Origin of the sequence: Solimonas terrae (assembly GCF_011067135.1) — a bacterium.
In the GTDB taxonomy this organism is placed as follows: domain Bacteria; phylum Pseudomonadota; class Gammaproteobacteria; order Nevskiales; family Nevskiaceae; genus Solimonas; species Solimonas terrae.
The window spans coordinates 246,954-266,240 of the sequence record NZ_JAAMOW010000001.1 but is presented as its reverse complement, the minus strand read 5'-3'; the positions used below and the strand labels follow the sequence as shown (position 1 = coordinate 266,240).

Annotated in this window: 16 protein-coding genes and 1 pseudogene; 12 read left to right on the top strand and 5 right to left on the bottom strand. The window is 59.9% G+C overall.

Features of this window, described 5'->3' with window-relative positions:
- Positions 1 to 34: 34 nt before the first annotated feature.
- The 12 genes and pseudogenes from G7Y85_RS01100 to G7Y85_RS01050 all read left to right on the top strand — a co-directional run bounded on the left by G7Y85_RS01100 (position 35) and on the right by G7Y85_RS01050 (position 12,441).
- Positions 35 to 1,444: an aromatic ring-hydroxylating oxygenase subunit alpha gene (locus tag G7Y85_RS01100; RefSeq protein ID WP_166250770.1), complete on the top strand. Its 1,410-nt coding sequence runs from the start codon at positions 35 to 37 to the stop codon at positions 1,442 to 1,444.
- 81 nt (positions 1,445 to 1,525) lie between these two features.
- Complete coding sequence (locus G7Y85_RS01095) at positions 1,526 to 1,849, top strand: Rieske (2Fe-2S) protein (protein WP_166250769.1); 324 nt, start codon at positions 1,526 to 1,528, stop codon at positions 1,847 to 1,849.
- Between the two features lie 90 nt (positions 1,850 to 1,939).
- Positions 1,940 to 2,737, top strand: coding sequence for an enoyl-CoA hydratase/isomerase family protein (locus G7Y85_RS01090; RefSeq protein ID WP_166250768.1), 798 nt, complete (start codon positions 1,940 to 1,942; stop codon positions 2,735 to 2,737).
- Between the two features lie 114 nt (positions 2,738 to 2,851).
- Positions 2,852 to 4,045, top strand: a complete 1,194-nt coding sequence (locus G7Y85_RS01085) for an FAS1-like dehydratase domain-containing protein (RefSeq protein ID WP_166250767.1) — start codon at positions 2,852 to 2,854, stop codon at positions 4,043 to 4,045.
- Between the two features lie 28 nt (positions 4,046 to 4,073).
- Positions 4,074 to 5,840 carry a class I adenylate-forming enzyme family protein gene (locus G7Y85_RS01080; RefSeq protein ID WP_166250766.1) on the top strand — a complete coding sequence of 589 codons (1,767 nt, stop codon included), beginning with the start codon at positions 4,074 to 4,076 and terminating at the stop codon, positions 5,838 to 5,840.
- Between the two features lie 192 nt (positions 5,841 to 6,032).
- Positions 6,033 to 7,094, top strand: a complete 1,062-nt coding sequence (locus G7Y85_RS01075) for a M12 family metallopeptidase (protein WP_166250765.1) — start codon at positions 6,033 to 6,035, stop codon at positions 7,092 to 7,094.
- 38 nt (positions 7,095 to 7,132) lie between these two features.
- Positions 7,133 to 7,825 (top strand): hypothetical protein, encoded by a 693-nt coding sequence (locus G7Y85_RS20140; protein ID WP_206675458.1) that lies wholly within the window; start codon positions 7,133 to 7,135, stop codon positions 7,823 to 7,825.
- A 116-nt stretch (positions 7,826 to 7,941) separates the two neighbouring features.
- Positions 7,942 to 8,673, top strand: a pseudogene (locus G7Y85_RS20135) (ATP-binding cassette domain-containing protein); the annotation flags it as partial.
- Positions 8,670 to 9,527: a hypothetical protein gene (locus G7Y85_RS01065; protein ID WP_166250764.1), complete on the top strand. Its 858-nt coding sequence runs from the start codon at positions 8,670 to 8,672 to the stop codon at positions 9,525 to 9,527. The pseudogene G7Y85_RS20135 and the gene G7Y85_RS01065, both read left to right, overlap by 4 nt.
- Positions 9,528 to 9,557: 30 nt before the next feature.
- The gene (locus G7Y85_RS01060; RefSeq protein ID WP_166250763.1) at positions 9,558 to 9,830 is read left to right on the top strand and encodes a hypothetical protein; all 273 of its coding nucleotides are present in this window, start codon (positions 9,558 to 9,560) and stop codon (positions 9,828 to 9,830) included.
- A gap of 127 nt (positions 9,831 to 9,957) precedes the next feature.
- Entirely contained in the window at positions 9,958 to 11,163 is a 1,206-nt protein-coding gene (locus tag G7Y85_RS01055; protein ID WP_166250762.1) for a hypothetical protein, read from the top strand.
- Positions 11,164 to 11,323: 160 nt separating this feature from the next.
- Positions 11,324 to 12,441 (top strand): IS3 family transposase gene (locus tag G7Y85_RS01050; protein ID WP_166250761.1). Its coding sequence is split into 2 segments (ribosomal slippage): positions 11,324 to 11,585 and positions 11,585 to 12,441, totalling 1,119 coding nucleotides; the frame shifts between segments, so codons are not numbered across the junction.
- A gap of 360 nt (positions 12,442 to 12,801) precedes the next feature.
- On the opposite strand, the gene G7Y85_RS01045 is transcribed toward G7Y85_RS01050, so the two are convergent.
- From G7Y85_RS01045 to G7Y85_RS01025, 5 genes are all read right to left on the bottom strand, one after another.
- Positions 12,802 to 13,980, bottom strand: coding sequence for a M20 family metallopeptidase (locus G7Y85_RS01045; RefSeq protein WP_166250760.1), 1,179 nt, complete (start codon positions 13,978 to 13,980; stop codon positions 12,802 to 12,804).
- A 9-nt stretch (positions 13,981 to 13,989) separates the two neighbouring features.
- Positions 13,990 to 14,799, bottom strand: a complete 810-nt coding sequence (locus tag G7Y85_RS01040; protein WP_166250759.1) for an alpha/beta fold hydrolase — start codon at positions 14,797 to 14,799, stop codon at positions 13,990 to 13,992.
- A gap of 22 nt (positions 14,800 to 14,821) precedes the next feature.
- Positions 14,822 to 17,311, bottom strand: coding sequence for a TonB-dependent receptor domain-containing protein (locus tag G7Y85_RS01035; RefSeq protein ID WP_166250758.1), 2,490 nt, complete (start codon positions 17,309 to 17,311; stop codon positions 14,822 to 14,824).
- A gap of 237 nt (positions 17,312 to 17,548) precedes the next feature.
- A complete protein-coding gene (locus G7Y85_RS01030) occupies positions 17,549 to 18,373 on the bottom strand; it encodes an SDR family oxidoreductase (RefSeq protein WP_166250757.1) in 825 nt (274 codons plus the stop codon).
- A gap of 142 nt (positions 18,374 to 18,515) precedes the next feature.
- Entirely contained in the window at positions 18,516 to 19,280 is a 765-nt protein-coding gene (locus G7Y85_RS01025) for an enoyl-CoA hydratase/isomerase family protein (protein WP_166250756.1), read from the bottom strand.
- Positions 19,281 to 19,287: the final 7 nt, after the last annotated feature.

Below are 19,287 nucleotides of genomic sequence, written 5' to 3'. Positions count from 1 at the left end.
GCGACACCGTCGCAAGGTTTCTGGAGAACATCTGATGTCGGAAGTCAAAGAAGACCAGCGCCAGGCCGCCGCGGCCAGCAAAGGTGAAGCGCGTTGCCCGGGAGCCCCGAGCACGCAGGAAATCATCGCCGCCGACAAGGTCGCGGCGCCGGGCTGGGTGCGCTCGGAGTCCTACCGGTTTCTCGGCGACGAGGACATTTCCAAGGATCGCTACATCGATGCGGCGTACGCGCAGCGTGAAATCGACACGCTGTGGAAGAAGACCTGGCAGTTCGCCTGCCGCGAGGAGCACATCCCGGAAGTCGGCGACTATCACGTCTACGACCTCGGTCCGTACTCGTTCATCATCACGCGCGTCGCGCAGGACGACATTCGCGCGTACTACAACGCCTGTCTGCATCGCGGCACCAAGCTGCGCGCGTCCGGCACCGAGGGCAACGCCGAAGAATTCAAGTGCAGCTTCCACGGCTGGACGTGGAATCTCGATGGCAGCCACAAGGAAACGCTGTGCTCCTGGGATTTCCCGCACGTCGACTTCAAGAAGCTGACGCTGCCGCAGGCCAAAGTGGAGCGACTGGGTGGTTTCGTGTTCATCAACATGGACCCGCAGGCGCCGACGCTGGCCGACTATTTCGGCAAGGAAGCGAAGGCACACATCGACGCCTGGAAGCTGGAAAACCGCTACGTCTACCTGCACGTCGCCAAGCACCTGCCGTGCAACTGGAAGCTGGCGATCGACGCCTTCCTCGAGGCGTATCACGTCATCGAGACGCATCCGCAGGTCGCGCCGTCGAATGGTGATGCCAACACGCAGTACGACGTCTACGGCGAGCACGTCAACCGCTTCATCTCGCCGCTCGGCGTGGTCAGCCCGCATCTGTACGGCAAGGTCAGCGAGCAGGACGTGCTCAACCAGTTCACGCTCGGCGACAGCAGTGCGCTCGGCGATACCAAGTTCACGCTCAAGGACGGCGGAACGGCGCGCAGCGTGATGGCGGAGATGTTCCGCGGCATGTTCGAGCAGGCGACCAATACCGATCTGTCCAAGGTGTCCGATTCGGAGCTACTCGACTGCTTCTCGTACACGGTGTTCCCGAACGTGTTCCTGTTCCCGGGCATCTCGCTGCCGATGGTCTACCGCTTCCGGCCGGACCCGCAGGATCATCGTCGCTGCCTGTACGAAGTGCTGTTCCTGCGGCCGGTGCCGAAGGATGGCACGCGGCCGATGCCGGCCGAGCCGATCCATCTGGAGGATCACCAGTCGTTCAAGGAAGCCGAGGGCATGGACCCGGGTTTCGGCGCGATCCTGGACCAGGACACCGACAACCTGATCCTGCAGCAGCAGGGTCTGGAGGCCAGCGCCAAGTCCGGCCTGACGCTCGGCAACTACCAGGAAATCCGCGTCCGGCATTTCGAGAACGCCGTCAGCAAATACGTGGCGTAAACGCCCGGATCGCCAACCGCCGGGCGACGGTCCCTTGATCGTCGCCCCGTCTTTCTGCGCGGCCACAGAAACGGAAAACAGATGACGGAGTCCAGTTCATTCCAGCGTGTGCTGCCGGTGGCCGATCTGCCGGCCGGCGCGAAGAAGCCGCTCAGCATCGACGGCAGGCCGCTGCTGCTGTGCAATGCCAACGGCAAGCTGCATGCGATCGCCAATGTCTGTTCGCACAACGAGAAGCCGCTGGAACGCGGGCGCGTCGGCAACGGCTGGATCGCCTGTCCGACGCATGGCGCGCGCTTCGATCTGGTAACCGGCAAGGCGATGTGTCTGCCGGCGACGCAGCCGATTGCCGTGTACGACGTGCGCGTGGTCGACGACTGGATCGAGGTCGCGGTTCCGGTCTGAGTGCGGATCGGTACCGTCGCCGGTTTTGTTTCGTCGCCACCCATCCCGCAACGACGACAGCCGCACTGCTGCACGATCAGCGAGGGCCCCATGACATGCATTTCGCTTGAACGACGGGCCGACGGCATCGCGCTGTTGACCTTGAATCGCCCCGACGCGCGCAATGCCTTGACGCTGGCTATGGTGCGGGAACTGCGCGGTGTGCTCGACGAACTCGCCAGCGATCGCGACTGTCGCGTCATCGTGCTGGCGGGCGAGGGGCGCGGCTTCTGCGCGGGGCTCGATCTCAAGATTGCGGTATTCGGCGACGAGGCGGCGCGCAACACGACCGAGGCGATGGCGCTGCAGGAGCTGTTTGCCGGCACGATCGCGCAACTGCGCCGGTTGCCGCAGCCGATCGTTGCGGCAGTGCAGGGCGCTGCGGTCGGCGCCGGCTTCGGCATCGCCTTGGCCGCCGACATCCGCATTGCCGGACATTCCGCGAACTTCATCATCGGCGCCGTCAAAATCGGTCTCAGCGCCGGCGAATGCGGGATCAGCTATCACCTGCCACGCCTGATCGGCGCCGGTCGCGCGTTCGAGATCATGCTGACGGGTCGTCCGATCGCGGCCGAGGAAGCCATGGCGATCGGGCTGGCAACGCGCATCGTCGACGATGCCCGGCTGCTCGACGCGGCGCTGGAGACCGCCGCCGCGATTACCGCCAACAGCCCGTACTCGGTCAAGCACACCAAGCAGCTGATGTGGGCCAATCTCGAGGCGCAGAGTCTGGATGCCGCGCTGGAACTGGAAAATCATGTGCAGACCGTGGCCATGCTGACCGGCGATTTCCGGGAAGGCGCGAAGGCCTTCGCCGAGAAACGGCCGCCGCGCTTCAGGGGCGACTGAAGGCGGGCGGCTGTGCCATGCGCCAAATGTCGATGCACCGGCACGGGATGCCGGGATCGGGCCCGTCGCTGCGGGCTAAGATCCCGACATATCGAATCAAGGGGAGAGATCCGGATGTCCGCAAATCCAGCGCCGGCGAGCGACGTGCAGCTCGACATGAGCGATGTCGACAAGTGGGTCGGCAAGCCGGTGATCTTCGCCGAGCTCTGGGACCCGTGCAATGCGACGGACATCCGTCGCTGGGTGATGGCGATGGACTACGCGAACCCGATCCACTGGGACGAGGAGTTCGCACGCAAGTCGAAGTTCGGCGGCATCGTCGCGCCGCAGTCGTTCGCGGTGGCGATGGATTACGGCCACGGCTGCCATCCGGCCTGCGTCGGCAAGATTCCCGGCAGCCACCTGATCTTCGGCGGCGAGGAATGGTGGTTCTTCGATGCACCGATCCGCCCGGGCGACAAGCTGTTCCAGCAGCGCCGTTTCGACGGCTACGACGTCAAGGACACCGGCTTCGCCGGCCCGACCGTGTTCACGCGCGGCGATACCGAGCATCGCAACCAGCACGGCGTGCTGGTCGCCCGCGAACGTGCAACGGCGATCCGCTACCTGCGCGACGAAGCCAACAAGCGCGCGGTCTACGGCAAGGAAAAGGCGTCGCCCAAGCTGTGGACCAAGGACGAACTCGCGGCGATCCACAAGCTGCGCTACGAGTGGATTCTGTCCAATCGCGAGGGCAAATCGCCGGCCTACGGCGACGTGAAGGTCGGCGACAAGCTGCCGCGCCGCGTCATCGGCCCGCACACGATCACCACCTTCGTGACCGAATACCGCGCGTTCCGCCAGAACATCTGGGGCACCTGGCGCTGGAACGTGCCGGAGGGTGCCGTCGATCCGGCCAAGGAAGACGCCGGCTTCGCGTCCGACATGACCTACGATCACGATGCGCGCCGCATCGATCCGCGCCAGGGCGACGGCCTCTACCACGGCCCGTCTAGCGGCCATCTCAATCTGGAGAAGGCCTCGAACATCGGCATGGGCGGCATGTATGGCTACGGCGCGTCGATGAACGCCTGGCATGTCGACTACGTCGCCTACTGGGCCGGTCACAACGGTTTCATCTGGCACTCGCAGACGCAGTTCCGCAGCCCGGCGTTCGAGGGCGACATCACCTATATCGACGGCGAAGTCATCGAGAAGCTCGATCATTCGCCGTTCGGCTGCCCGGTGGTCAAGGTGCAGGTGAAGATGACGACGCAGACCGGCGAGACGATTCTCAAGGGCATCGCCGAGGTCCAGCTCCCTTATTGACGGGGGCACCATCGCAGCGGACAGACAGATGGATACTTCCAGCGTTTCGCAGAGCGTGTCCGTCGTCCACGGCATGCCGCTCGCCGACGAGCCCGGCATGGGGCCGCTGACGATTCCCGCCTACCTGCGCGAGGTCACGTCCCGCCATGGCGAGCGTGAAGCGCTGGTCATGCACAGCGAGCACGGCGTCGAGCGCTGGTCGTACCGGATGCTGTGGGACAGGTCGATCGAGGTCGCCAGGGCACTGGTCGCCTGCGGGATCGGCAAGGACAGCCGTGTCGGCATCCTGATGGCCAATCGTCCCGAATATCTCTCGGCGGTGTTCGGCACGGCGCTCGCCGGTGGCGTGTCGGTGGCGCTCAGCACGTTCTCGACCCCTGCCGAGCTCGAGTACCTGCTTGGCGTCTCCGGCGTTTCGATCGTGCTGTTCGACGGACTGGTGCTGAAGAAGGACTTTGGCGCGATGCTGGCCGATCTCGAGCCGCAGATCCGCACTGCCGCGCCCGGCTGCCTGCGTTCGGCGAAATTTCCGTACCTGCAACGTCTCGTGCGGCTGGCGAGCGTCGCCGATGCGCGCGACGCCGTGCGCGCCGACGCAGTGTCGTTCGAAGCCTGGGAGACGTTCCTGGCACACGGCGTGGACGTCGACGCTGCGGTCGTGGAGGCGAGGGCGGCGGCCGTCGCGCCGTCGGATGCCGGCGGCCTGTTCTTCTCGTCCGGCACGACCAGCTTGCCCAAGGGCATCCTGCACGCACAGCAGGCGTTTGCGATCCAGTGGTGGCGTTGGCCGCGCGTGATGAGCGTCGAGGGCGCGGTGCGCAGCTGGACCGGCAACGGATTTTTCTGGTCGGCGAACATCACGATGATCGTCGGCGTTGCGCTGTCGACCGGCGGCGCGGTCGTGCTGCAGCCGACTTTCGAGCCGGAAATGGCGCTGACGCTGATGGAGCGCGAGCGCGTCACCTTCCTGTCCGGTCGCCCGCATCAGTGGGCGCGTCTCCAGGAAGCGGAGAACTGGAGCCGCGTCGATCTGTCGAGCCTGCGCTACATCACCAATTCGGCGCTGATGCTGACGCACCCGACAGTGAAGACCGATTGGCGCCTGCCGATGTCGTTCGGTACGACCGAGACGATGACGATCAACACCTCGTATTCGGCCGACACGTCACCGGAGCAATACGCCGGTAGCGCGGGCGTACCGTTGCCGGGCAACACGCTGAAGATCGTCGATCCGCAGACGGGTGCGGTCGTGCCGCGCGGCGCACGCGGCGAAATCTGCGTCAAAGGGCCAACGCTGATGCTCGGCTACATCGGCAAGGGCGTGGAGGCGGTGTTCGACGGCGAGGGTTACTACTGCACCGGCGACGGCGGCTATGTCGACGAGGTTGGTCGTCTCTACTGGGAAGGTCGTCTGACCGAGATCATCAAGACCGGCGGCGCCAATGTTTCGCCGCTGGAGATCGATGCCGTGCTGTCGACGTATCCCGGCGTGCGCCGCACGCAGACCGTCGGCGTGCCGCATGACACGCTCGGCGAGATCGTCGTCGGCTGCGTCGTGCCGCAGGATGGTGCGAGCCTCGACGTCGAACAGATTCGCGCGTTCCTCAAGGAGCGCCTGGCAAGCTTCAAGGTGCCGCGCCGCATCCTGTTCTTCGACGAACAGGAACTCGCGATCACCGGCAGCGGCAAGCTCAAGTCCGACGCCCTGCGACAGCTGGCCGGCGCACGGCTCGGCGTGTCGGCGCCTGCGGTAATAGACTCGACTTCTACCCTCGACCAGAGAGCAAATCACTGAAAGTTGTGATTTGAGTCACGGCGCCGCCTGTCTCGACGAAATTGCGTGTCTTGACGGCGCGTTCTGACGGGTCGAATCTAGCGCCAGCGCTTGGGGAGGCGCGCCATCGGGGGATGGCAAATGGGGGCGACACAAGGTCGGGGGATACAGGGGGCAGCAGAAGTTCTGCATCGGGCGAGTCGCGTCCTCGTCTTGCTGGGCCTTGCCTGCACCGCAGTATCGACCTTCGCCGCCGAGTCCGACCTGGCATCGGTCCGGCTCGATCGCCTCCAAGGCGTGTTCGATCGCAGCGCCGGCCTGGCACCGCTCTCGCGGGATGTCGTGCTCACGCGGCTACCAGCGTTGGCGCCGTCCGAGTCGTTCCCGGTACCGCCGCCGGAAGGTGGCTTCGGGCGCACGACCCTCAACGCCGCGGCAGTCGGACTGCGCGAAGTCACCTACCAGAACCGCAACGGATACGCCGTGTTCGAAGGCGACATGGTCCTCGGCGACGTGACCGAGGCCGCCAGTCACCAGCTGGACTCAGATTTCACAATCAGCCGATCGTACAACCAGCCGTTCGCGCAGTTCTACTGGATCGACACTTCGGTGTGGTACGACGGATCGATTCCGTTCTGCTTCCAGAACGGCTTCTCCGAAACCCAGCAGCAGCTGATTCTCGCGCAGATCGCGATCTTCAACGCAGCGGTCGGCGACGTCGTGAAATTTCAGCCCGATGGAACCGGTGCGGACCGCCTGGTGTGCCCTGGCGGCGATCTCTCCAGTCGTTCGCGTGTGCGCATTGCCCCATGGACGCAGGCAGAAGTGTGTCAGGCGCAGGTCGGCCGAATTGTGGGCAAGGAGCAGTGGGTCTGGCTGCATCCATCGTGCGACGCTCGCAACATTCTGCACGAGTTGTCGCACGCTGCGGGCATGCTCCACGAGCACACCCGCAGCGATCGCGACCAATGGGTCACCGTGCAGTGGGACAACATCCCTCATGACGAGTGGGCGGACTTCTCCCAAACCCACCCGCTGCCGACCGAAAACATCGGCCAGTACGACTTTCTTTCCATCATGCACTACCGCTTGAGCGAGTTCGCGATCGCCAACGGCCGACCGACTCTGGTGGTGAAGGCGGGCGTCACGGCGCCGCCGGTGTCGCAAATCGGCACCCGCGACGAGCTCAGCCCGCTCGACATTGCCGGGCTGAAGGCCAAATACATCAGAGCCCACCAGCTTTCCGCGCTGCACCCGCTGCTACCAGACCAGTAGCGGCGCCCCTCAACGACGCGTCCCAGAAAGGATGTCCCATGTTCAAATACCGATTCGCACTGTTGTTCGTCGCGGCAAGCTGCGCTCCTGCCGCATTCGCGCAAGAAGCTGCCGCCACGCCAGCCGCCGAGCCTGCGCACACGGACGCGGCCGCCACAGGGGACGCCCAGGCCCAGACACCGCCCCCCGGGGGAAAGAGCTCTGCGGACGGTACCAACTTCGGCGCCCTGGGCTTCGCCGCCGGTATCGGGGTCACTTTCCTCAAGCACGCCAACGTCAACGACGCCACCCTCGAAAACGGCGTGGTGCGGGTCACTGACGAGACGAAGAACCAGCGCGCACTCTGGCTGGAAACGCACTATCAGATATATCAGTGGAGCCACCAGACGTACGGGTTCGGCCCGTTTCTCGCGGTCCAGCTCGATGGCCAGAACGGCGGCCTTTTCGACTCCGTGGCCGGCGGCTTTATGATCGCAATGAACCGGTCGGGCAAGACTGGCCCGTTCACGAACCTGGGATTCAACGTCGGCTACGGTTGGGTGAGCACGTCGGTCAAGCGTCTGGGCGATGGTCTGGAGGAGGGTCAGCCGCTGCCGTCCGGCGTGGAGGTCCCTTACTACCGCAAGCACGACGAGATTGGCCACGTCTTGATGTTCAGCTTCACCTTCTCGTCCGGATCAAGCCCGAACACCGGCGGCACGACACCCCCGCACGACCAAGCGGGCGGGTAGGGAGGTTAAGCCCACGGATTGATCTTGGCGTACCGGGGAGCGCTCGCCGGCGGCGGCGGCGCAGCGAGCGTTCCCTTGTTTCAAGTCCAGAGCGCATTGGTGGGGCGCAACGTCATTACGCACTCACGCCAAGCCGCCTGCGTCAGGCCAAAGGTCTCATCGAAGTGCGGGACCTGAGCTTCCGCTACGCTGACAATCTACCCTACCTATATCAGGGCTTCGATCTGCGTGTCGAGCCGGGCAGGATCGTCGCCGTCATGGGCCCGTCTGGCTCCGGCAAGAGCACCCTGGCCAAGTTGCTGCTCGGCTTCTACCTCCCCACCGGCGGCCTCATCCATCTCGACGGAACCGATATCCGGCACTTCTCCGCGAACGAATTGCGCAACGCTTTTGGCGTAGTACCTCAGGAAACCATCCTGTTCTCCGGCACCCTGTACGACAACCTAATGATGGCGAACCCCCATGCGACGTTCGAAAAGATCGTCCACGCCTGCAAGGTAGCGGAAATACACGACGTCATCGAACAGCTGCCGCGCGGCTACCAAACCGAGATTGGCGAACGCGGCGCGGGACTTTCAGGCGGACAGAAGCAACGCATTGCAATCGCCCGCGCAATTCTCAAGCAACCCAAGATTCTGATCTTCGACGAAGCCACTAGCAGCCTCGATCCGGCTACTGCTGAGCACTTCTGCGCCACGATCAATCAACTCAAGGGCAAGGTAACGATGCTATTCATCGCCCACGGCCTGCCAAAGAGCTTGCAGGTGGATGAAATCGTGAGGATAGGTGCGCAGCAGCAAGAGAAGCAGTCACCTGAAATACGGATTGCCATCAAGGAGACATCATGAATCCCAACAATTCAAATTGCTATTTGCCCATGCTCGGAATGAAAGGCAGTTATGTGGGAGGTCTTCTGCTGTTTGCGGCAAGCGCAGCATATGGGCAGGCAGCCCCGTCCGCTAAAATTCAAGATATCTCGCATGTCCGGCTTGATGCGCATCCGACACCTGAGAACTCGGTGCTATTCACATTCGGCAATGGCGGCCCGACGATGCGGTTGCCCAGGGTCATATTCCCTCTGACCGTTATTCCGAACGACCCACAGAAGGCGATAAAAGCAGAACAGTTGGAGTTTTCGTTCTGGTATCCCGACATGACGCCATCCGACTGGAAGGGAACAATGACAAAGTTCTTTGAGCAGCAGGATGGAAAATATGTTCCGGAAAAAGATCGATTCCGCGTTCATGTTTTCCCCATGTTTTATGCAAACCCTGAATGGGACGATCTCTCGCCTGAAAGATCTCCGAATGGTCCGGCTCCGGAGCCTCGACCTGCTCGCGTCGAGATAAACCGTTACGTGCGCTGTTCCTCTTCTGCCGATAAGAAATGCGTCGACGAAATGGAGCGCTTCGATTCTGGCATCGATGGATTGGACGCGTTGTTAAGCAGAGATTGGGCGGAGAAAAATCCAAACTTAGCTGAAGAGGATCTTCGTCATCCAGATAAGAATGTTTATTTCGCAAACAAAAGATTTCCAGACGAACTTTTTATGAGTTGTATGTCTATAGAGTGCGATGCCTTCGTCTACAACAGTCAATATCAATTGCAATACCGTGTTTATTTTTCCTCAGAATCCGTTTCGCATACGGGTGATTTGGTCAGGGCTATTGATAAAATGATCGCGCTCTGGTCCGGGAAATAAATAGCAGCATAAAGCTCGAGGGGTCACTATATGTCTGGTTCGCTGCAGCTGCCATTTACTCAAGAACAGATCGATCATATCGTCGCGCTATTGACGTCAGCTGGTGTTTGGGATGTCGATCATAGTGAAATTTACGATATGGCAGCGCCGGACTCGAAGTTCGCGAATGCCCCGCGATCCGACATTTTTGGGGAAGCCTATAAGTACATCGATGGAATCATAAAAGAAAATCCGACATCGATAGATGAGAATACGCGATTCTGGTTCTCTCAAGCCGGGCTGATTAATTCAAGGGAAAGGTGACAATGCTGTTTATCACTCACGCGCTGCCAAAGAGTTTGCAGGTGGATGAGGTTGTCAGAATTGGCAACGATGGCAACGCGCCTGCAACGAAGGTAGATAAAGCGTCCGCCCTATATGGAGCAACTGTGTGAGGCTCTTCAAAATCCGAGCTGGCGTTCCTTTTGCGCTATGGTGGGTCGCGCTTCTACATGCTCCGACCGTGCTTGCAGATGCGTTGTCTGCTTGTGCGCAACACACAGGCTTTGAAGGTGTCCAGACTCCGCCACCCCAAACCGCCATTGTCCAAATACCTCAAGGCGATCGGCTTTATATCTACAAAAAGCCCTCTTCGCTGTGCGCGTCATCCGATGATGTCGCATGCGAACACAAATCCTACATTATCTCCGGCAATGCCGTCGCTGTTGGAAAGACCTGCGGAAAATGGACTTACATAAAATACAGAGGCGATAAAAAAAGCACTACAGGCTGGGTAAGTTCCTCGGGGTTGTACTCATCTCCCGACCTCCAAAGGGACCAGAACAATTACTACTTTGCTCTTACTCGGGGGCGCGGCACGCCGGTTTGCGATGCCTTTCTGAAAAGACTAAATAAGACTTATTTTCAATATCCACCATATTGCGGAATTCCAGAAGATGATTCAGTTTCCGGCTTTCTCAAGTTGAATAGGAGAATGCTTTCTTTCAAAGAAGCACGTCTGCTGTTTTCACAGATCCACTGGTTCTCTAGCACAGGCGCTCAATCACAGGGAACGCCAGGAGACAAAAGGGATGATGACCTCTTTGATACAAGGTATCGAGGTGCGGGCGGATTTTACTCAACTCCAGCTTGGCGCTACGACCCGCCCGTGGATATCGATAACGATGGTCATTCCGACGATATCGTAGTGTGGCAAGAAGCAGCTCGCACGATGACAAACACTTGCGGCGTACGCCTTTCTACCGGCATCGGTGATTACTGGAGGGTGGGCCAGCAGGCATTTGTGATGCGAGGAGATGGACTCTATGTTGATGAAGGACGGACACGGTCCCTCTTTTATCGTCCGCCTTATAACTATCATTATAAAAATGGCAAGGTCGATACGGACTTTGTTCCCATTACTTTGACAACTGATATTTTCAAATACAGAGAGCTTTTCTATTTTGCTGGATTTTATGACGCCCAAGAAGAGGTGCATGGTGATCTAGAGGGAAATCGCGCGCGACAGAGCAACAACAAAAACGCGCCTTTCTCATCCGGCCTCGCTAACACGCTGGCGGTATTCTTGAGGAGAGACGGGAAAACAACCCCTATCTGTGAGTACGAAGTTAAAGCGCAGCAAGCAGGCGATGAATAATATAGAGGTATGTCCATGAGCTCCCGTAAGCTTCCCCGCCTGAGCGACAATTCGTAACCAGAGCTTTCTGGCATCTGACGTAGTCCCAATTTTTCTCGACAGGTCATAAGTGGAGGTAAGGTCGCTTCGGGGCACCCCAGTAGGGGTCAGGAGAGAAGCGATGAAGAAGTCCCGATACACCGAAGAGCAAGTGGCATACGCGCTGCGGCAGGCCGACGGCGGCATGCCGATTTCCGACGTCTGCCGGCAGATGGGCATTGCGGAAGCGACGTTCTACAACTGGAAGAAGCGATACGGCAGCCTGGGCGTGGCCGAGGTCCGGGAGATCCGGCAGCTCCGTGAAGAGAACGCGCGGCTCAAGCGCGTGGTGGCGGATCTGACGCTGGACAAGCAGATCCTCTCGGAGGTGGTCCGAAAAAAGGCCTGAAGCCAGCTCGCCGACGCGAGCTGGCGCAGTGGATCCAGGATCAGTACGGCGTGAGCTGCCGTCGTGCCTGCGCGCTGAGCGACGTGTGCCCGAACACTTGGTATTACAAACCGAGAGCCCGTGATGCTACGGCGCTTCGGATGCGCATCCGCGAGATCGCACAGGCAAGACCTCGATTCGGCTATTTGCGAATCTGGATCATGCTGAGGCGAGAAGGCTGGAAGGACAACAAGAAGCGAATCCATCGCCTGTACCGTCTTGAAGGCTTGCAGGTGCGGATGCGCAATCGCCGCAAGAAGCGGCTGTCACTTCATCGCGGTGCCGTGCCGCCAGCGACCGGTCGTAATCAGTATTGGAGCATGGACTTCGTGCACGATCAGCTCGTCAACAGCCGGTCGTTTCGCGTGCTGACCGTCATCGATCAGTGGAGTCGCGAGAGTGTCTTGCTGGAGGCCAATGTTTCGTTGACGGGACAGAGCGTCGTGGATGCCCTTGAAGCCGTCTCAAAGCATCGTGCTTTACCCAAGGCCATCACGGTGGATCACGGCACGGAATTTACGTCCAAGGCGCTCGACGAGTGGGCCTATCAGCGTGGTGTCCAGCTCGACTTCATCCGGCCCGGAAAGCCCGTTGAGAACGCGTTTATCGAAAGTTTTAACGGTCGCCTGCGAGACGAGTGCCTGAACGTCTACGAGTTCGCTTCAATCGCTCACGCGCAGCTGCTGCTCGAAGCCTGGCGACAGGATTACAATCGATTCCGTCCCCATGGTGCACTCGGTCATCTGACCCCGAGTGAGTTCGCCGAACGAGGTCAGTCACCAGTTCCCGAAGTGGCCGGCCTCCACTTTTGATCGCTACGAAAACGGGGACTACGTCAGAAGTGGCCGGCCTCCACTTTTGATCGCTACGAAAACGGGGACTACGTCAAACTCGCCAGAAACTCTGGTTTTGAACTGTCGCCTTGACGGGGAAGCTTACGCTCGTCCTTCGGTGTCGACCTAGTAGGCATAATGTATATTATGTTAAGTATTCCATTCATCAGCATGTGAGGAAGCTCCTGAGTTGTCGCCCTCCCTAGCTTGTTAGATTCATTACCCGAAAGCTGGCGCTGGCAGATTGGATTCGTTTGCGGCACTTTTTGCCATTCCCCACTCAGACAAGGGCAAGTTGTCGTCGACGCTCTTCGAAAAGTAGCCAGTCAATAGATGGCTCTACGCGGCGGCGGCTGACTTTTTGAAATCTTTCGCCACAGCTGAGCGCAAATCCTCGTTCAGGAAGAAATCAATGACGGTCATCGCCATGGCTTTGGCGCCATCCAGAGTGCCCTTGTCCCCCGTCTCCGACGCAGCGCAATGGGCAAAACAGGCGGTGTGAATTCCCGTTTCCGGCGGAGCGACCGTGATCGTGGGATGAATGGACGGAACCAGATGACTGACGTTGCCCATGTCCGTTGAGCCCCGTATGTGTGCAGGAATCATCGCCACGGGAAAGAACGTGCGACCGAGTGCTTCAGCGTTCTTGCGGTATGACGTCGCGAGGCTTTGATTGCTGCGAAGGTCGAGATACGGATGGTCCCACCACTTGAGTTCGACCGTGGCGCCCGCTCCTGCAGCGCCGGCTTCAAGGCACGCTCTCACTCTCGCCTTCAAGTTCTCGAGCGCCGATTCGCTCTTCGCTCGAATGAAGTATTCCGCTTCGGCACGTTCGGGGACGATATTTGGCGCCGCGCCCCCGTACGTGATGATGCCGTGCACGCGTGCGAGTGAATCGATGTGCTGTCGGAGCTGCGCGATGCTTTGGTAGGCACTCACACATGCATCAAGGGCGTTGATCCCTTGCTCCGGGGACAAGGATGCGTGCGCCGGCTTGCCCCGAAACGTCGCCTTGACGGCCGTCACACAGAATGTGGGATAGGACTCGAGATCAACGTTTGCAGGATGCACCATCAAAGCGGCATCCAGGCCATCAAAAGCACCCCGGGCGGCCATAACCGCTTTGCCGGCGCCATATTCCTCTGCAGGCGTTCCCAAGTACCGGATCCGGCCGCGAAATCCGCCAACCTTGGCGAGTGCAAGTGCCGCACCGAGCCCCATCGCCGCAATCAGGTTGTGGCCGCAGGCGTGTCCCATCTCGGGCAGCGCATCGTATTCGGAGAGAATGGCGACGACGGGGCCTTCGTCTCCAATGTCGCAGCGAAAGCTCGTCTCGAGACCGTAGGCTGCGCGCTCTGGACTCAGACCATGTCGCTCAAGCGTTCTGCAGAGGAGATCTGACGCAAATCGTTCTTCGAATGCGAGTTCCGGACGCGCATGAATCTGGCGTGCCACGTCCAGTAGTTCCGCACCAAGTTCGTCGACGGCCCGAACAACCCGGTCTTTGAGATCTTGCATGACGGCCGCCTACCAGGTTTTGTTCTCGAAAAAGTTCATGACACGACCAAGCCAGACGTTCTGCTGGGTGGCCAGCGATACGTGGTCATGACCGTCGATGACATCAACGGTCCAGCCGTGTTGTTCCAGGCGTGTGCGTGAGCTGACGATTGCCTGCGCGATCGGCACGCTCATTCCGGGCACACCCTGATCGTTGCTGCCGACGAATAGGTAAAGGCGACCCGCCTGCGCCGCCATACTGGACAGCGCACTCTCCTGATCCCAGCCCTCCAGAATCGAGGTGTAATAGTTCGCGTTGCTCTGCATGATGATTTGCGCGGGAGACCCCGCTGGCGACATCCTGGCAAAGGCATCCACCTGGCCCCTCAGTTGCTCATGCGGCGCATCGAGAACAGGCCATGCACCGACCGCCAGGCCCGCACAACGGGGAGTTCGGCTCGCAACCTGGATTCCGAAGCTCGCACTCCACGAATAACCGATGGCGACGAACTTCTGAATGCCGGCTGCATCCGCCACAGCAAGGTAATCGCCGGCGACGGTCTCTGCCTTGAGGTCACCTTCGAAGGGCCCGGTAGTTGGAGCACTGCCGCGTGGATACTCGATATTTACCACGCGGTACTTGCTGGCCAGTGTACCGACCAACTGGCGATTCATCTCCAGCATCGTGTCCAGAGAAGCCTGATTTCCGTTGAACATCGCATTCTGGATTCTTGCCCACCCATTGCACCAGGGATAACCAACCATCACTGCTGGTGCATTTGATTGACCCATAACTTCAAAGTGGATCTCGCAACCATCTTGCGTCTTCGCGACTGGCATCGTTTGAATCTCCTGGTTCCGCTCAGAATGCAAATTCGAGGCTTAGCTTAACCGCGCGAGGCGACTGAGCTGAGTAGACACTCACCTGCGGATCCGTCGTCGTAGGATTGGCGAAGTTCAAGATGAACTCGTCGGTCAGGTTGGTGCCGCTCAGCGTGATCGACGGCGTTCCCAGCCAGACGGAATTCTGAATCCGGAATGACGCGTCAATAACCGTGTACGGATCGAACCGGCTTGTTTCGATCAGCGCGTTGGTCCGCTCGCCGGCGTAGGATGCTTGCGCGTTGGCGTTGAAGACCCAGTTTTCCCACGCTCCGATCCAGGAAAGTCCGAAGGTTGCGGCCACTTTTGGGGAGAGCGGCAGTCGAGTCCCCTTATCGACGCTGCCGTTAGCGGAATCGAAGGATTCGCTGGTCTTCGAATTGAGCAGCGATACGCTGGTATTGAGCGTCAACCCTTTCGGGACGAATTTCCATGTGTAGGGAAGTCGCCACGTGAATTGCGCCTCCAGGCCGTCAATGGTCGCCGCGCCGATATTGTCGGTGTAGCTGGAAGCAAGCGGCGAAAGTTGTGTCACCTGCAGATTGCTCCACGCAATGTGATAGCCCGTCAGATCGAATCGAACGGTTCTATCGAACCAGTCGCTGCGCAGTCCCAATTCATAGTTTTTCAACGAGTCGGAATGGAATGTGGGTGGAATACCCTCGGCAATTCCGGTGGGCGATGAATTGGCGCCACCGAATCGGAACCCTTCCGACATGCTGACCCGCACGTTCACGTCATCCGTAAAGTGCCACGTAAGCGCATATTTCGGATTGACTCGATGACCGTCGTCACTGAACGTCTGATGCATGATCGGGATGCCTGATGCCTGTTCCGCAATGTCGGCATCCAAGGTCGTCGCGGCCAGTCGCGCACCGATGTTCGCTTCGAGACGATCGTCCAGGAGATGTCGATTGAGGTTGAGATAGAAGGCTTTTTCCGAGACTTGCACCGACGCCTGGGTGTCAGTGGCATCGGTCTCGATTCCGGCCGTTCTCACCGAAAGGGTTGTGGCCGTATCCTGGTCCGCCTTCATGTAGTACAGGCCCGCGATGTAATCCCAGCGGTCGAAGATCCACCAGGCACTTTCGGTCGGATGGGCGGACACCATTCGCAGCTCGTAGCTGGGCACATCGGCATCCGCCTCCGTGAGGGAGGGCATCTGGATGAGTGCACCTGGGACACCGATGATCGGGCCGGCGTCCAGAATGCTGTATCGATGGTTCTTCAGAGTGTTGACGACGCCCACGATTGAAAATGCGTCAAATGCGTAGGTGAGATTGAGTGAGCCGATGTGGACGCGCGCGTTGTCTGGTTGGTCGACTCGGTGAATCGAAGTATTGCGACTATCCGGCTTGTCGAGCAGGTTCAGGAAGCCGTCCTTTCGCATGTCGCTGTAGAGAAGGTCGGCAGAGAAGCGGTCAGTAATCTCCCACCGGGCCAGAATGCGCGCCTGGCCTGTATCTACGTTATCGAGATTGTCGAACTTGCCGTTTGTATCCGTTCCAACGCTGGGCTTGCGGCGAAAGGTGCCGGCCGCGCGCATCGCAAAGTGGTCGCCGACGGGGACGTTCAGCATCGCCGAGACATCCTCCAGGGGTTTGTCTGCGTGGCTCAAGCTTCCGTAGCCCATTCGCAAGCCACCCTCGAATTCGCCCATCCGCGGCTTGTTCGGGATGTAGCGAATAGCGCCGGAAAGCGCTGTGCCGCCGAACAGCGTGGACTGCGGGCCCTCCAGAACTTCGACAGTGCTGAGGTCATATGGATCGAAATCGATGTTTCCGCCGCCCGTCGACGGCGGAATCATGTTTGCCTCGCCCAGGAAAAAACCGGCTTCCTTGCCCTGACTGTTGGTCTGGAAGACCGTGAGGCCGACGCCGCGAATGGTCACGGCCTCCTGCGAGACGTTCACGGACGGTTGGTTCTTCAGCATCTGCTCCAGCGTCGTGGCGCCTTGCTGGACCAGGTCATCGCCCTTCATCGCGTTGATGCTCACCGGAATATCCCGAGCGGACGCCTCGGTCTTCGTTGCGGTCACGATGATCTCTTCGAGCTGCTGCGGTCCTTCCTCGCTCGGTGCCGTGTCCAACTTGCTGTCGTCGTCCGGCGAATTGACTGCAATTGTCGGCAAAACCTCAGCCTCGCCAGGCGCAACTGGCACCGAAGCATGCGCATCCGCACCCGCGACGGGCTGATCATCCGAAGCTTGCGTGTCCGGACTTACAGCTGGCTGAGCATCCGAAGTTTGCGAATCCGGCGCTGCGGCAGGCTGACCGTCCGAAGCTTGCGATTCCGCACCCACATCGGGCTGAACTTTCGTCGTGTCATCAGCCAAACCTTGTTGAGCGCCGTTTTCTCCATCGGTCTGATTGCCCAGCGCAATGCCGGACATTGCGAGGGTGAACAGGAAAACGGACATCGTCGAACTGAATTTCATAGTCGAGTAGTGACAGACCTTTTTCTGTTGCACTCGAGGCTCGTGCGAACAGACTTGATTTGGATGCGTTGCCTCGGGGAACACACCGCACTTCGATATCTACCGAGATGCAGCGTCCGTTATCGACCTTAGGCTTTCAGTCACGATGCGTCCCCCTTCCATTCAGAGGGGGAACACAGGTGTCAGTGCGTCGATTACGCAGGGCAGCGAAGGCTCTTTCAAGAGACCAGCAATGCCAACGCACATATGCCAGCCTCGCGTCGTCCGGTGTCAGCTTGGAAATGATTCGAGCAGCGCCTGGCTCCGGGCCTTGACGAGGCTCCGCATCATGGCGTCGGTGTGGATGTACATGCGGTTTTCCTGGACACCCTTCAACACGAGCTCACCGACCGTGTCGATGCCGACACCCTGCTGAAGCAGTGCCTGGCCAACCATCTTGACCCGGTCAGCAACGGCCTGTTCGGCTTCCTTCGTCATCGCGCCGGCAGGCTTTGGAGAGGCATCGGCAGAACGCTGGACGATGTTTGTTGCAACCATTCCGGGGCACAGAACACTGCATCCAATGTCAGTCTTCACAAGCTCCTGACGCAGCGATTCCGACAGTCCGACGACCGCAAACTTGGCAGTCGTGTACAGAAGCCCCGATGCCGTAACCGCCAGCCCAGCGCCCGATGACGTATTCACGACGTGACCACCGAGACCTTGCTTCAACATTCTGGGAAGGAACGTCTGAATTCCGTTGATCACACCCTGAAGATTGATCCCCAGATTGAAGTCCCAGAGCTCATAGGACAGCTTGCTGAGTGGGACACTGCCGGCAACACCGGCGTTGTTGAAGAGCAGGCTGACAGGCCCAAGGGCGCCCTCCACCGCTTCGGCAGTCTCCGCGTAGGCTTCTCGATCACGTACGTCGAGCCGATAGGTCTCGACCGCCGTAATATCCTGCAGCTCCGCCTTTGCCCGCGCCAGCGCGGCCTCATCCAGATCGGCCAGCGCCAGTTTGACGCCGGCGCGCGCGAAGACGCGCGCGATGCCAAGGCCGATACCGTTGCCGCCTCCGGTGATGAAGGCCGTTCGCCCTTGTACATCTGTCATGCGAATGCTCCCGATTTCATGGATACAACAGCTGAAGTTGCCGATTTCCGACCGACGCTTCGATCGTAGTCCCGGATGTGCAGGTGATCCCCCTCAGATTCGAAGGGGCCGAGCCCGCTCCGGATCGAGGCCGTTATTGCCGTTATCGGCGCAAGACCAGATCAGCGATCGCCGCCCTGGCCTCAGCACATTGCGCCTGTTTCTCGATGGCCTGGATTTCGGATTCCAGTTGCTGACCCAATGTGAACGTGCTGCTGGAGTGAAGCAGTTCTTTTGTGCGCCCCAGGGCGCCAGGGACTTTTGTGGCCAACATCTGCGCCAGCGCTTCGGTCTCCTGCGGTAGCGTCCCTTCGGCCACGACACGTGTGATAAGCCCCATCTCTGCGGCTTCGTGGGCCGTTACGCGACGGTTGGTAAGGGAAAGTTCCTGGGCGCGTCGCAGGCCGATGAGGCGCGGTATCAGCCAGGAAGTGCCGCCGTCCGGCGTCAGCCCGATACGTGAGTAGGCCATCGTGAAGTGCGCCTTGGGCTCTGCAAGTGCGATGTCCGCTGCTGCGGTCAACCCAAGTCCCACACCGGCAGCCGGTCCGTGAATGGCAGCGATGAGCGGTTTGTCCATACCGCAAAGCAATTCGATGGCAGGGTGCAGAGCTTCGAGAATCTCGCGTAACAGGTCAGGCAGCACTTCCCCGGCGGCATGCAGTGCCTTCACGTCGCCGCCGGCACAGAACATGCGGCCATTGCCGCGAATGACCACGCAGCCGATCGCTGGGTCTTCGGCGACAGCCTTCACCCTTTCCAGCAGACACCTTGCGAAAGGAGCATCGACAGCATTGCCGGCTTCTGGCCGGTTGAGGGTCAGATAGGCAACCGGGCCGTGGCAGTCCAGCAAGATCGGAACGTTCATCTGTTCT

Bases quoted from the DNA above. Each gene is read 5' to 3' on its own strand.
- G7Y85_RS01100 (WP_166250770.1), top strand. From the start codon at position 35: ATGTCGGAAGTCAAAGAAGACCAGCGCCAGGCCGCCGCGGCCAGCAAA.
- G7Y85_RS01095 (WP_166250769.1), top strand. From the start codon at position 1,526: ATGACGGAGTCCAGTTCATTCCAGCGTGTGCTGCCGGTGGCCGATCTG.
- G7Y85_RS01090 (WP_166250768.1), top strand. From the start codon at position 1,940: ATGACATGCATTTCGCTTGAACGACGGGCCGACGGCATCGCGCTGTTG.
- G7Y85_RS01085 (WP_166250767.1), top strand. From the start codon at position 2,852: ATGTCCGCAAATCCAGCGCCGGCGAGCGACGTGCAGCTCGACATGAGC.
- G7Y85_RS01080 (WP_166250766.1), top strand. From the start codon at position 4,074: ATGGATACTTCCAGCGTTTCGCAGAGCGTGTCCGTCGTCCACGGCATG.
- G7Y85_RS20140 (WP_206675458.1), top strand. From the start codon at position 7,133: ATGTTCAAATACCGATTCGCACTGTTGTTCGTCGCGGCAAGCTGCGCT.
- G7Y85_RS01065 (WP_166250764.1), top strand. From the start codon at position 8,670: ATGAATCCCAACAATTCAAATTGCTATTTGCCCATGCTCGGAATGAAA.
- G7Y85_RS01060 (WP_166250763.1), top strand. From the start codon at position 9,558: ATGTCTGGTTCGCTGCAGCTGCCATTTACTCAAGAACAGATCGATCAT.
- G7Y85_RS01045 (WP_166250760.1), bottom strand. From the start codon at position 13,980: ATGCAAGATCTCAAAGACCGGGTTGTTCGGGCCGTCGACGAACTTGGT.
- G7Y85_RS01040 (WP_166250759.1), bottom strand. From the start codon at position 14,799: ATGCCAGTCGCGAAGACGCAAGATGGTTGCGAGATCCACTTTGAAGTT.
- G7Y85_RS01030 (WP_166250757.1), bottom strand. From the start codon at position 18,373: ATGACAGATGTACAAGGGCGAACGGCCTTCATCACCGGAGGCGGCAAC.
- G7Y85_RS01025 (WP_166250756.1), bottom strand. From the start codon at position 19,280: ATGAACGTTCCGATCTTGCTGGACTGCCACGGCCCGGTTGCCTATCTG.